At 36.0% G+C, this 14,722-nt stretch carries 10 protein-coding genes; 4 read left to right on the plus strand and 6 right to left on the minus strand.

What is annotated here, in order from left to right; all coding sequences use genetic code 11:
- Positions 1 to 123: 123 nt before the first annotated feature.
- From A3EM_RS0115270 to A3EM_RS0115285, 4 genes are all read left to right on the plus strand, one after another.
- Positions 124 to 3,912, plus strand: a complete 3,789-nt coding sequence (locus tag A3EM_RS0115270) for a Kelch repeat-containing protein (RefSeq protein WP_020529096.1) — start codon at positions 124 to 126, stop codon at positions 3,910 to 3,912.
- A gap of 502 nt (positions 3,913 to 4,414) precedes the next feature.
- Positions 4,415 to 5,383, plus strand: a complete 969-nt coding sequence (locus A3EM_RS0115275; protein ID WP_157637908.1) for a hypothetical protein — start codon at positions 4,415 to 4,417, stop codon at positions 5,381 to 5,383.
- Between the two features lie 390 nt (positions 5,384 to 5,773).
- Positions 5,774 to 7,765 (plus strand): tetratricopeptide repeat-containing sensor histidine kinase, encoded by a 1,992-nt coding sequence (locus tag A3EM_RS0115280; RefSeq protein ID WP_020529098.1) that lies wholly within the window; start codon positions 5,774 to 5,776, stop codon positions 7,763 to 7,765.
- Positions 7,762 to 8,415 (plus strand): response regulator, encoded by a 654-nt coding sequence (locus A3EM_RS0115285; RefSeq protein WP_020529099.1) that lies wholly within the window; start codon positions 7,762 to 7,764, stop codon positions 8,413 to 8,415. The genes A3EM_RS0115280 and A3EM_RS0115285 overlap by 4 nt, the downstream gene beginning before the upstream one ends.
- A 107-nt stretch (positions 8,416 to 8,522) precedes the next feature.
- Here the strand turns inward: A3EM_RS0115285 and A3EM_RS0115295 are convergent, their stop codons facing one another.
- From A3EM_RS0115295 to A3EM_RS42530, 6 genes are all read right to left on the minus strand, one after another.
- Positions 8,523 to 9,782, minus strand: coding sequence for a TPR end-of-group domain-containing protein (locus tag A3EM_RS0115295; RefSeq protein ID WP_020529100.1), 1,260 nt, complete (start codon positions 9,780 to 9,782; stop codon positions 8,523 to 8,525).
- A gap of 64 nt (positions 9,783 to 9,846) precedes the next feature.
- Positions 9,847 to 10,173 (minus strand): DMT family transporter, encoded by a 327-nt coding sequence (locus tag A3EM_RS0115300; protein ID WP_020529101.1) that lies wholly within the window; start codon positions 10,171 to 10,173, stop codon positions 9,847 to 9,849.
- Between the two features lie 187 nt (positions 10,174 to 10,360).
- On the minus strand, positions 10,361 to 10,945 hold the full coding sequence (locus tag A3EM_RS0115305) for a hypothetical protein (RefSeq protein ID WP_020529102.1): 585 nt from the start codon (positions 10,943 to 10,945) through the stop codon (positions 10,361 to 10,363).
- On the minus strand, positions 10,929 to 11,720 hold the full coding sequence (locus tag A3EM_RS0115310; protein ID WP_044238617.1) for an alpha/beta hydrolase: 792 nt from the start codon (positions 11,718 to 11,720) through the stop codon (positions 10,929 to 10,931). The genes A3EM_RS0115305 and A3EM_RS0115310 overlap by 17 nt, the downstream gene beginning before the upstream one ends.
- 443 nt (positions 11,721 to 12,163) lie before the next feature.
- On the minus strand, positions 12,164 to 13,804 hold the full coding sequence (locus tag A3EM_RS0115315; RefSeq protein ID WP_020529104.1) for an arylsulfatase: 1,641 nt from the start codon (positions 13,802 to 13,804) through the stop codon (positions 12,164 to 12,166).
- A gap of 66 nt (positions 13,805 to 13,870) precedes the next feature.
- Positions 13,871 to 14,668 (minus strand): alpha/beta hydrolase, encoded by a 798-nt coding sequence (locus A3EM_RS42530; protein WP_052323360.1) that lies wholly within the window; start codon positions 14,666 to 14,668, stop codon positions 13,871 to 13,873.
- Between the last annotated feature and the right edge of the window lie 54 nt (positions 14,669 to 14,722).

A 14,722-nucleotide genomic window follows, 5' to 3' on the forward strand; every position in this document is an offset into this window, starting at 1 on the left:
TTCTGAAAATCTAACTTAATAGTATCAATAAGGAATTTCCAATTATTCAAAAATTCAAAATATGAAGATCACCGAATAAGTTAAAAACATAAAGGAATATTACAACTGCAAACCCAATTTTAAATGTCAAAAAACTTACTATTACTTCTATTTTTCTCTATAGTTTATAATGCTGCTTTTAGCCAATCTAATTGGCTGAAGAAGGATGACTTTCCTGGAACCGCTCGCTCAGGTGCTGTTTCGGTTGTAGCTAACGGGAAAGGTTACTATGGAACAGGAACATCGGATACTGATTTGTTAGCAGACTGGTGGGAATTTGATCCGGTTAGTCAGACCTGGACTCAGAAAGCCGATTTTCCGGGATATGCCCGAAAAAATGCACTGGCATTTGCCATTAGCGATACTATCTATGTCACCACAGGTATTGGGGATACGACTGGTTCTCCGGTTTACTTTAAAGATGTTTACCAGTACAATCCGATGAATGATTCATGGGTACAACTGGATGATTTTCCTGGAATAGAAAGAGGGCTTGCCGTAAGTGCTGTGGCAAATGACAAAGGCTACATTGGAACTGGCCGGGATGCCGATGGCCAATTAAAAGACTGGTGGGAGTTTGACCCCATTAATAAATCATGGTTACAAAAAACTGATTTGACCGCGGATAAAAGACAATCAGCAATTGCTTTCTCAATAGCCGATAAAGTCTATTTAGGTGGAGGCCAGTATGTTGATGGTGGAACTTTTCGCACTAATAATCTTTATGCGTATGATCCTTTAAATGACTCCTGGGAAGAAAAGTCTTTTGCTGAAAATCATTTAATGAGTATTAATTCTTCTACTTTTATATTAGGTGACACTGCTTTTGTATTTGGAGGAAGCTCAGGAGTTGATGTATGGAAATATGATGCTTCTTCTAATAATTGGACGCAAGGAGAATCCCTGAATACAAATGAAGATAATCGTACAAGTGTGTCTGTTTTTAATTTTGAACAATATGCTTGTATTATTGGAGGAAATTATTTTGATTTCGACTCCTTTTCCGATAAGAAAAAAAAGGAAGTATGGGCTTATTTTTTAAATCCTCCAAAACTTCCTGAAACCCCTGGCACTGTGGAAGAGGGTCCTAGTTATGAAACCGATTATAATTACCTCACTATTTACTGGAAAGACAATGCAGATAATGAAGATGGATATATCATTAATTTTTGGAAAGACAGTGGCGAAGGGGAAACCATAAGGGATACTATTCCGGCTGATAGTACCTCTTATACCAATTATGAAATAGAAGCAGGGACAAAATATACGGTAAATGTTAGGGCTTTTAATCAGGTAGGAAATTCTTCTTATAAGTACTTTTATCCTGCCACGCCTAAATTTCTGGAAGAACCTAAATATCTGGTTGCGGAAACACTTCCAGGGGGAAGAGCAAAACTTAAATGGAGGGATGACTCTCCAAGAGAGGATGGGTTTATTATTGAAATGGCTTTAAATGACACTACTTTGTTTGAAGTATTAGACACGCTTTCGCCAAATACAACTGAATTTGAAGTAGGAAGCCTGGAAAATGACCAAACTTATTATTTTAGGATGTCAAGTTTTATTCAGGATACTTTACAGTCATTATATACTTTGGAAACTCCTGGAGTAGCGCCAGCAAATTGGGGAGGTTGGGTGAAATTAGGAAGTATGGATTATATTTCAAATTATGAACCAAGACTATTTTATGATGGGGATTTTTATTTCTTTAATATCTTGGATGGTGATCCTGACAGCCGGTATGTAAAAAAATATAACCTTTCCACTTTAGAGGAAACTCAGCTCACTCCAATACCCTATGATATTGAAAATACCAATACAATTGTAATCGGTCATCAAATTTACTTTGTATCTGGAGGATTTGATGGCGAATATGTTAGCACTGTTTATATGTATGATGCCTCAAATGACACCTGGAGTCAGAAAAATGATTTCCCCGGAAAAACAAGAGATGAAGCAATTGGTTTTGAATCTAATGGTAAGGGATATCTAATTGGTGGTGATACTACAATTAATACTACTGGTAATATACAAACAAGCGATGTTTGGGAATATGATCCCATCAATGATAGCTGGACTCAGAAAGCAGATTTCATAGGTGGAAATCGTGCCGACTTAGTGGCATTTCCTTTAGGAGATACCGTATATGTTGGCCTTGGGAATCGTTATAGTGGAGAAACCATCCGGAGTATATGGCATTATTTTGAATATCCACATGACTGGTACGCTTATCACCCTTCATCCGATACCTGGGTGGAAAAGGCTGCATATCCCGGAAACAGACTTTATTATTCCGCTCATGGAACAAATGGGCAAATAGGTTTCTATGGAGGGGGAATAAAGCCCTATTTCAATACAAATGGTGGTTTTTGGAAATATTTACCAGATGAAAACAGATGGACTACACTTCCAGGCATTCCTAATATCAATCAGGAAAAAATGTTTGGCCTATATTCTGACTCTGTCAAGTACATTATTGCTCAGGAAAAAGATAGTTACAGAACGTATAGTGTTTATCAATACGATCCACTTTTCTTAACTGATATTACTGATCTGAAGGTTGATACTGTTTGCTTGGATAGCGCGACAATAAGCTGGTCGTATGTTCATCCTGACGCGGAAAGCATTATTATTCAGGAAAAAGTAAATTCAGAATTTATCGCTATTGATACCATTAATGCGCAAATCAATAGGTATACTTTTTATGGTCTGGAACAAAATTCAGAACATACTTATAGGGTCGTGCTATTTAATGAACATCGCATATCTTCTGGTAGTAATAATGTTGAAGTTTTGACGCCAGGAGCGCCTATTCTCACCAATTTTAAGAAAGTTTCTGAAAGTACATTAAGGGCAAGTTTCTATATGATAAATGAGGATTATGATTTTGTAGTAGAAGTTGCTGAAAACCTGGGTGAATTTCAAAAAATAGATACACTATCGGGACATTTCACCAGCTACGACTTTTCAATTGATTCCGCATTGGAACATATTTCTGTCAGGCTAGTGAATTATTTTGATAGCTCAACCGCTCTTATTTCCGATACGCTTTCTTTGTATTTATTTAAAACTCCTGTAATTACCGAGGTCAGTTTTATTGACCACGAGCAAATAAAGGTTACCTGGGAAGATTTTTCCGATTTTTCTGATTCCTGCAGTGTGGAAATTTACAGAGATAGCACTTTAGTACCAATCAGAAAAACAGTTACCAATACCAGTGAAGTAATTGTAAATGTAGACGAACATGGTTTTGATTTAGAAGAAAACTTTGGTGTGGTTCTAAAGGCACATATTGGAGGTAATGTAGATTTTTATGAAAGTTCGGTTCAATACTTAAACCGCTTGTTACCAGCCACGGATTTAGATTATAGAATAAATTCAGGTAATGAAATTACAGTTACCTGGAAAGATAATTCTAAAAATGAAACAGGGTATAATATCCTGGCTCGGGAATCTTCAAGTAATAACAAGTACGATACTCTTTTCTCCATTTCCTCTAATATGGAAGCCATTTCAGTAAATTTATCTGCCTATATTGAAACTGTTTCCCTCATAATAGAGGCCATGGAAGAAGAAAAGGGATTATCATCAAAATCTCAGGAATTGTTAGTACTTATGGAAGCAGGGTCCGTTACTGGAATAAATGAAAATATACTTCCAGAAGGGGTGATTTATCCAAATCCGGCATCCTCATTTATTCAAATTGATATTCCCGGAAATGCTTCCTATTTTGGAATCAAGGATATCCATGGGAAATTGCTCCAACAAGGGAGTTTAATAAATGGTAAAACCAAAATAGATCTCAAGGATTTTAAACCTGGTATTTATTTTATAGATATAGAAGGAAAAACCGGAAAATTGATAATAAAATAAACCAGGTAGTTAAAAACTGGTGATTCAAAATTTAATCTCACCAAAACACAAAAAATCGGTATTTGGACTTCCAGATACCGATTTTTTATACCAAGAAGATGAGTTTGAGATAGATTTGTTAATGAATACAGGAATGTTTATTGGATTGCGTAGATCTTAATTACCATGTATACTTAATGCTGGACATTTTATTATGCTGAAATAAGGTGGTGTAAAACTTATTTTATCATATGTCACCGCAATTCTTTTGAACTGTTTCAAGGAAAACTATCTGATCAAAAATCGATTAAATCTTGAAAATTTTAGCCTGTACCTTCTATTGAAGATCCATGATTTTCTAATTCTATAATGCACTAATTTCCAGCTTATTCGAAGCAGTTTACGTCAATTGCCGTATTGATTGGCTTAGAACACGAGTCTAATTTTGAAATCTAAATTTAAAAAATGTAAAACTGTATTCAATATGAGGAAAAGGAAAATATGTTTAATTATGCTTGTTTCAATGTTTACCAGCTTAAGTCTCTTCTCCCAAACGGTAGAAGAATTTAAAGTAAAAATGCTTGGGCCTGCTAATCTAAATTTTAAGAAAAGTCCAAAACGAGTTCTTATTGCGGACTTTCAAGTACAATTTCAAACTGCACTAAATCTGGAAGACGAGAAAAAGGGTGGTAAAATGTGGCGAGGCGGCATTAAAGGTGATGCTAAAGCTGCCCTTACATTAGTACTCGATGGTCTCGACCCAGATAAACTGCAAGCCCTAACCAATCAGCTTTACTCCCAATATGTAGCCGATTTAAAGGCAGAGGGTTTTGAAATTGCCCCAATCGAAGAGTTATGGAACCATGACCTTTATAAGAAAAACCGTGAGAAGCAATGGGAACTGAAGTCAGGGACCGGACCAGAACAAGGCAAAGAATTCGGAATGATCCTAACCAGGCCATCCACTCAAAAATTTGTCGTGGCAAAGAAACAGGTGGATAAAAGCAAAAACAATCCTTTCTCTCAACTAGCTGACTATGAGGGAAGTACAGAACAAAAGCTTAGTATGAAAAAAAATGACTTTATTTTCAATAAAGTAGTAATTGTGGTATCGTCATTCGAAAATGCATTGAGCGAAACTTCAAGAGCTTTGAACAGGCATGCCGGATATGCACAGGTAAAAGCCGAAACCAATTTTAAGATTAGCCATGAAAGTGTAAATCGCTTCAATATTGGTAGCATGGTAGTGAACCGTGGAATTGAAGTTTCTGATGTATTGGAGAAGCAAAAATTTGATGCTTCACAAGGTGCTGATGTCGATAAACTTGGAACTGAAATGGGCGTGTTCCGTGTATGGCGCGTTGAAGATCAGGAAGAAATAAATGGTGCAATTGTAAAGTGTAATCCAGAAGTTTATGCTAAAGGTGCTGTATTAGGAGCTCAGGCTTTTTTAAAAGCCACAATGGAGGCCATGGTTAAAAAGGCAAACTAGTATTCAGTAAAACTACTTAAACTAAGGAGTGTTGTGGTTTTAGGTAGTAAAAAAAATTAACCATGTATTATTTTGCCATAAAAGACTGATATAGAGATTACTATTTCTCGGAAATAATAGTACCCGGTATGGAGTACCCGGTATGGAGTACCCGGTGTAGAGCACTGGTGCTTACTAGTTTTGCTGTCCATTGCTTCTTGGCTCATCAAAAAGTAAGGGGCAGCAAGCTCTATAAAAACTTGCAGTAATTCAATTTCATTTGATAATGTTTATGACAATCAAACTATCAACTCATATCGAGGAAATTGGAAAAAAGGTTATGCCTCAATTATTTTGAATAGTTTGAAATTCCATGACTAGTTAAATTCAAATAATTGCCTACTTTTAAAGATGCCTTTAACTAAACAAATTCCCTTTTTAATAGCGGTTATAATTCTGCTTTTTCCTAGTTTCTGCCTGTTTTCGCAGCATACAACCCAATCAGATATTGATGCTCTGAAAGATTCTCTGGCACTTAAGAGTGGCAAAGAACGGGTTGAGTTTTTAGGTGATATTGGCTTTAAGTACCGCACAATTAACACTGATAGCGCGTGGTATTATGTTCAAACAGCCTATGAAGAAGCTGTAGCTACTGGGGATAAGGATCTCCAGGGTAGGATTTCAATGTCTCTGGGCATTCTTAAAACAGAAGCGGGTGATTACGAAGATGCAATTGACTCTTATAAGCTTGCTATGCATTTGGTAGATTCTGCCAATGGTTCACCAACGCTGAGTTTTGTGTACCACAACATGGCAAATGCCTTTGAGCGTATGGGTGTTATCGATACCGCTATTTACTATTCATTAAAGGCACTCAGACGCTACGAAATCGCAAATGATTCACAAAGAATGGCTTCTGTTCGTTTAAATATAGCAAGTCAGTACAGAGCCATTAAGGAATATGAGCTTTCAAAAAAAGTGAATATGGAAGCGCTGGAAATGTATCGTTCTTTAGGAGATGTATTCTTTCAGGCGGCAATCGAAAACAACCTGGCCTTGCTCAACAACGATCAGGAAGAATATGAGAAGGCCATGCTGCATGCAAAGGAATCCCTAAAACTATGGCAGTCTGTTGGGCAAAAACTTGTCATTGCCTACAGTTATACCAATTTAGGAATTGCACAAAAAGGTCTTGGTCAGTTAAATGAGGCAGAAGCATCACTGAAGAATGCTTTATTACTTCAACAAAAAAGAGGTGATAGGTACGAGGTGATATTTCTGAAAATGCACTTGGCGGATGTCTTAAATAGAAAAAAAAGTTATGCTGAGGCCGCTAATTTGGGTCAAGAAGCCTACCAAGGGGCGGTTGAGGATGATCTGCTTACTTTTCAACAAAAAACGGCTCTGACACTTTCCAGAATTTATGAAAATCAGTACAATTTTAAGGAGGCTTTAATCTACCTGCAAAAGAGCACTTTAGCCCAGGATAGTCTCTTCATGACTGAAAAGGCAAAAGAGGTTTTGAAACTGAAAGAACAGTACGAAACAGAGCAGAAGGAAAACGAAATTCTTCGCCAGAAAAATGCCCTGGCTAATAGTGAACTGGAATTAAAAAAACGGAATAACTATTTAACTATTGGGGCAAGTTTTACCATGATTCTACTGCTCGGTGGAGCATTTTTCTACAGAACTCAGAAGTTAAAAACAGCTAGAATGGAAAAGGAGAGTGTTTTAAAAATAGCTTTGTCCGAGGCAAAAGCACAGGAAAATCTCAAAGAACAGAGGATTCGGATCGCTCGTGATTTGCATGATAATATTGGTTCGCAGCTTACTTATATCACTTCCATTACTGATACTACCCGAAAGGGAATAGAAAAAGGAGAGGTTTTTCTGGTGGAAAAGCTTACCCAAATGAAACAATTTACCTTAGTAACTATTTCGGAGCTACGGGATACAATTTGGGCAATGAACAAGGATGAAATTAGTGTGCAGGATATAAAAGAAAGAGTTCACCAGCTTGCCGCTACCATCCATGACGCTACTGATGATAAAATTAAAGTAAGTGTAACAGGTACAGGCAGTAATGGAGTACTCAATGCTTTTGTAGGGATGAATCTTTACCGCATCATCCAGGAGGCTGTAAACAATGCTGTAAAGCATGCAGATACAGCTCAGGTTGAGGTTGAAATAAATGATCTTGCCGGGCAGCTGACAGTAATCATTAGAGATTTGGGTAAAGGATTTGATACAAAAAAGCAGTCCACCGGTAATGGACTTTATATTATGCGAAACAGAGCTGAAAAAGCGGGATTAACTTTAACAGTTACAAGTACTGAAGCTGTAGGCACAGAAGTAAAATTGATGTTGGATTTTGAATACAATGAACTTCAAAAACAAATATGAAAATAAAAATAGCAATAGTGGATGACAATGTATTCCTGGCAAGAGCAATAAATGAAAAGTTAGCCTCATTTGATAAAATCAATGTAAAATATACTGTGCATAATGGCAGTGAATTTCTGGCAAACCTTGAAAAAGATCACAATCTGGATTTGGTGCTAATGGATATTGAAATGCCGGTACTTGATGGCATAGAAACAGTGAATATTATAAAAAAAAAGTATCCTCATATCAAAGTATTGATGCTTACTGTATTTGATAATGACGAAAATATTTTTAATGCCATTAGGGCTGGTGCAGATGGTTATTTGTTAAAAGAGATTGAAGAAGATAAATTATACAATGCCATAATAGAGACATTATCGGGAGGCGCAGCCATGAGCCCTTCTATTGCGGTTAAAACACTTAAGTTACTTCGCTACCCTGAAAAACAGGAGCTTCTCACTAAAGAAGAAACAAAAATAGAACTCTCCACACGCGAGCAGGAGGTATTGGAGCAATTAGCCGAAGGACTAAGTCATACCTTAATAGCTAAAAACCTTTTTCTCTCTCCTGGCACAGTTAGAAAACATATTGAAAATATCTATAAAAAGCTTCAGGTTCACAATAAACTGGAGGCAGTACAAAAAGCCAGGAGGCAAAGCTTAATTTAATATAGAAAGTTGCGGTGGGAGGCTACCACTTTAGAGGTTCTGATTCAAGCCCTGGGAATTGAAATTTGCCTGGGCCATTTTGAAAGCCATTTCTGAGTAAAGTAGAATTACTTTTTAGGTTTTGGGAGAAACGCTTTTCCCTTATTGTTGATAAAATATTCTTCCCCATTCTTTTCCACTAAAAAGAATATAAGCTCATCTTCTTTTTCTGACAAGTTATAAACTTTTGTCACTTTTTCAAACTGAGGTTTAATTACCCAATCTTTTGTGGAACATTCCCAGATTCCTACTTTGTTGTTTCTTTTGATGAAAATAAAATTTAACACATTTTTGGGATACTTGGAACTTTTGTAGGTATATGAATAAGGTAAGGATAAATCAGATTTATCAGTAAGTAATTTTGTATCAAAATTTTTGTCAAGATATCCCAAATTATCATTTTCATCAACAAAGAAAATAATGAAATCGCCATTAATGTCATTGACTGGATAAAGATCACTTTTAGAATCTGTTCCAAAGTTATGGAATTTGATTTCCTTCAATTTTTCAATATTATTTATAACTCCTCCTTGTTCGTCAATAAGAGAAAACCCATCGTTATTCTGAACAATCCCTAAAAATCTGTCCTTAATTGAATGACCTTTAAATTTCTTATAAATGCTGGAATAAAAATAGTTGTTCGTCCTGTAATTATTACTTTCTACACTAAACCCTGATGCTAAAGTTGAATCAATTTTATAGAAATCCTCATAGTATGTCTCTGAAAAAATCGGGTCTTCCAAAATTCGGGTAATCCCATTTTTACAAGAAACATAAAAATAATATTGCCCAAATACAATGGTCGTTTTTGGATTTAAAAAGCCCGCTGTAAGAAAAATTGCTTCAGTTTCTCTTTGGTAACTTATTTGGTTTAAATAACCCCATTTGCCATTTTCTTTATAAGGAATTAAAAGATGATTTGAACATTTTTCAATAATTCTATTTATTTCGTTTTTTATATTTTCGAAAGAATTTTCCTTTAGCGAATCTAATGAGTTCCATCTGCTGTCCATTTTTAGTGACTTCAGGTCACTATCATCTTTTAAATGGTCCATATTGGCCCAACCAAGTTTAATTGCATTTTGTAAATACATAAATGCCTTTTCTTTTTTGCCTGATTTAGCAGCGATACAGGCAGCATCATAATTGTAATAATATAAGCCGCAATTTAAGGTCTTCTCTATTTCGATTAGCGCTTCATCATATTTTCCTTCATAGTACAAATCAATGGCTTTGCGGTGGATTTCATCACCACAGCTTGTTTCTTGCGAAAACAATAGATTAACATTATTAAGAAAAAATAGAATTAGAATAATGGCTTGTCCCATTGTTTTCAAAATAATTTAATTTCAATTGCCTTTACCATCTGTAATGTGTACAATTTCAGTCCGATTAATGTGAAACAACTTTTAGTCCTACAATTGAAGTAATTAAAGTCGTAATAAAAAATAACCGCCAGAATGTTGCAGGTTCTTTAAAAATTAGAATTCCTACCAAAGCACTTCCTACAGCTCCAATTCCTGTCCAAACTGCATAAGCGGTTCCTATCGGTAATTCTTGAGTGGCCTTGACTAATAGAAACATACTAATTGTCAGGCAAACCAAAAACCCTAAATACCAATAAGTGGTTTCTATTCCTGTTGCTTCCTTGGCTTTTCCAAGGCAGCTGGCAAAGGCAACTTCAAATAATCCCGCTATAACTAATAGTATCCAATTCATCAGTAATTACCCAATTTTTTTGTTTATATTTTAATAATCACGAGAGATATAAGGACATTCTTTGGTTATCTGTTCCAAAAGACACCAAAATATTTCTGCCAAAAATTCTACTTTTCAGTTGCATTGAGTGATTGTTATCCCAGAGAAGTCTGCAAGGCAAAGAGCAAAAGTTATTCTTCAGGATTGGTTATTTTCCGAAAGCCTTTGTCCAACCAATACCAAATTGGTATCCAGACTGGGCTTTATCTTTTATTAAAGGCAGGAAACCATATATTCCAAGTAGGTTTTTCTCATTAATTCTATACTTAGGTGAAAATGCAATACCATAATTAAAAAATACTTCATTGTTTGAGTATTCTCTTTTAAATCCTATTTTTTCATTTACTAATGTGCCTTTTGTAATGGCAATACTCAAACCAATGGGGACTTCTAAGTTAAATTGAAAGTTGCTAAAGTTTAAAGAATATCCTGTAATTAGATTAGGCAATATTCTCATATCTATATCATTTTTTAGATATGCTTCACTTGTTGATTCTCCCTTAAAATCAAAATAACTGGTAAGAGAAGCTCCTAAAGTGAAATGATGTGTTTTAGAAGATAAGGGAATTGTAAATTTACCATACCCACCATAATAAAGCGTTTCATTACCTGCCGTGATTAATCCTATTTCAATGGAATTTTTATTTTGATTATCTTCTTGAGCATAGCTATTACTAAGAGTCAAGATGAAAAAAACTAAAATTATACTATGGGTTTTAATTTGAAAAAACATAATCTAATCCTTTTTTAAATCCAATGGTTGCGGCTCCAGAGTGACCATGCTTTTTTATGAATTCTGATTTCATTTGTAATTTAGAATACTTTCTACTCTTTATTTTTTTAGCCATTTCTTCGAATGAAGCTAAGTTTACACCACCTTCTAATGTTCCCATACCTGAAAAATATTCTACATCCAGGTCATTATGTATCTGAGAATAATTTTCTTCGTACTCAAAAATTACTCCCGAATCATACCAAAAGGAACAACCTACCGAGACGAATTTATCAAATGGATTGTCAGCTCTCTTTTGAAACATTGCAAAATGAGTAAAAAGACCGCCAAAAGAGTTTCCAATTAATGTCTTTGAATTTAATGTATCAATGCTATATCTGGATTCCAGTTCTGGTATTAATTCTTCCTGTAAAAAGTGATAATAATTTTCAGCACCTCCCTCTCCATGCTCATATTTTGTAGGGGTATAGTCTCGATTTCTTTCCTTAGAATTCCCAACAGCTACAAAAATACAGGAAGGTATACTTCCGTTAGCAGATTTTTCGGAAATGATATTGGCTATTTCTTCAAACCTAAACTCGCCATCAAGCCCTATAATTAATTGATTTAATATATTGGGATTATAATTAGATGGGAAATAAATAAAAATCGGATAATCATCTTCTATAATATTGGAGTATATTGTAAATTCCTCTGTGTTTCCAATAATTTCAAACTCTTCTTTACAACTAAACAGAAAAAAAGTCAGAGCTAATGCCAATAAATAAGTTTTCATCTGGTTTATTTTTGCAATCTCCAAGCTTTCAGTTGTAAAATTTTCATTCGCCAAAATTAAAGATTACCATAACTTTTCCAAGTATTTCAAACTTTCTAATTACACAAAAACCCACAGGGCCTAAAGCAGCTAAGTTAGCCTTGAATGGTGAAATAAAGCTCAGGGAATTGCGCAATCCAAAAGGAAACCGCACGTCCCTATCCCATAAGCACTGGATTCCTGCCCTAAAGCAAGGCTAGTAACAAGCTGATTCATCATGAGGTTTGTAGTGAAGTAAAAGGAACGGGGAATTTAGCTTTTTACTCCTGTCTACCAAAAAAAAGAAGGAATACAAACAGCCTCATTCGAACTGCTCCTATTCCACTAAGGTTGTTTGCCAGACCAGAACCTTACCTTTATTAATTGTCTGAAAACTTTTCCTTTTATTCTTAACCAAAGATTTCTCAATTCATTTTCAAACGTTTCACACTATCCATTTCTACTTTGGTTAAGGCATTAACTTTTTTAGCCCAGACCTCATAAGCTTTTGAGAGGACCTCCACCTTATCTGGATATTGGGCAGCGAGGTTTTGTTGTTCAGTTGGATCTTCTTTCAAATCGTAGAGTTCCCATTGATTATATATTCCATTTTTACCCCTAATTTTATATGGAGAAATTAATTTCCAATCTCCAACCCGTATAGCTCGATGAAATTCGTGTTCCCAATACATGGTATCTCTCTTAATTGACTTTTCCCCATAAAAAGCAGAGAGCAAAGAAGTTCCTACAAAAGGAGTGATTTTCCTGTTTTCAATCTTTGAAGGATATTCAGCCTCAGTCAGGTCTAAAAAAGTAGGTAATATATCAGTGATATGTCCAACGGTTTTTGAGTCTATTTTTCCTGCTGGAACTTTATTTGGATAAGACACAATCAAAGGCGAAATGATTCCCCCTTCGTGTAAATATGATTTAAAATAAGCAAATGGTGTATTTCCAGCGTTTGCCCAAGCTGTTCCATAACTAGGAAAAGAATTTGGACCACCAGGAACACCATCTGTGGGGTGATTGCTCCAGGGAGCATTTAAAGGAACAGGGTCTTCATAACAAGCACCATTGTCTGACATAAATACGATCAATGTATTATCCAATTGATTTTTCTCTTCAAGTGTTGATAAAAGTCGCCCGATATTTCTATCCAGGTTGGCCATCACCCCTGCATAAAGTGCCATTTTTGAGTCCCAATCTTGCTGAACAGAATCTGATAAGCTACTCCATGCGGGAACAGAGTGGAAACGTTCAGATAAAGTGTGTTTCTCTAAGAGAATTCCTAATTCTTTCATCCTTTCAAAGCGCTTTGTTCTCAAACTATCCCAACCCAGCAGATATTGACCCTTATAAGGGTCAATATCTTCTTGAGGGGCATGCAAAGGCCAATGAGGTGCATTGTACGCCAGATACATGAAAAGGGGAGAGTTGAAGTCATGACGTTCCACAAAAGCCATAGCCGTATCCGTAAAAGTTGTAGTGGCATAAAAACCTTCTTTTGGGAGGTAAGACTCACTATTATATGTTATCATTAATGAATCTTGGTTTTTTAACCAAGGAGAACGATTGTAATAGTTCATGGCTCCTTCCACCAGGGTAAAGGACTGTTGAAAACCTTTTTTATCCGGCCAATATTCGCTTTCATTTCCTAAATGCCATTTACCAACATGGTACGTTCTGTAGCCATTTTCACTTAAAACTTCTGCAATAGTCGTGGCATTGTTAGTAATTCTTCCGCTATACGAATGATGCCCATGATCCACATTTTGATGCCCCATTCCCGCCTGGTGAGGATACAAACCCGTCATTAATGAAGCCCGAGAAGGACAACATCTGGCGTTATTATAGAACTGAGTGAATCGAGTTCCTTTTTCAGCTAATAAGTCAATATTTGGGGTAGAAATTTCTCCTCCGAAACAACCGATGTCTGAATAACCCATATCATCAACCAGAATTAAGATGATGTTAGGCGCTTGATTTTCAGATGTCTGCTCTTCCTCAATACTACAACTGACTAGGAAAAATGTACATAGAAGGATATGGGTAATATGGTATTTCATTAACAATAATTGTTTTTTCTTTTCATATTTATGGAAGCTCAATGATATTTGGGGCTAAATTCCACTTTAATCAAGCAACTTAGCTTTCAAAAATGCCAACCTGGTTTCATATTTCGTTTCAGCATTCGGGTATTTCAAATCAGCCTCAACGCCCAGCTCATCCATCTTTTCTTTGAGTTTTATACCAAAAATCACATGATGAATTTTCCATCCATTTCCTTTTCCGGAAGGAGACTCATCAGGAGGCATACTATATTCCATGAAAATAGGCGGATCATCACTTGAAATAATGGATATCGCTGATATACTTTCTATCGTTTTAATGCGCACCTTTTCGGTTAATTTCCCATAAAATTGCTCGCTTGTGGTACGGTATCTATCAAACTCAGGAATCCATTTTTTCCATAAAGTAGAGTCCATCGTGGTCTGTCCTCCATTAGTTGCCACACAAACAAGGCGAGACGATTCTCTTTCCACAGGGTCCTTTGCATTTGGGCTGGCCATTTCATCACTAAATGCAAGCCACATAGACAATTGTGCTCCTGCAGAACCTCCAAATGCAGCAACTTTGGTTTTGTCTATTTTCCATTCCTCAGCATTTGTTCGGATAAATTGCAAGGCTCGTAAAACATCGTGGTGGGCTGCAGGTAAGGGGGCTTGCTTAAGAAAACGGTAATTGATTGCTGCAACTGAAATCCCCGATTCAAGTAAATTTTCCAATAAACCAACATTCAGACTTTCCTTGCGTCCACCTACAAAGCCACCTCCGTGTATGTAAAGAGCAATTGGGGTAACTTTAGTAGTATCGGCAAACCAGATATCAAATACATTTCTTTCATGAGTCCCGTACTTCACATTGGCCATGTCAGGTGTTGGGCGCTCTTTTTTTTGAGCTAGAGAGCACGAGACACTTATTAT

Source organism: Flexithrix dorotheae DSM 6795, from assembly GCF_000379765.1.
GTDB classification, from domain to species: Bacteria; Bacteroidota; Bacteroidia; order Cytophagales; family Flammeovirgaceae; genus Flexithrix; species Flexithrix dorotheae.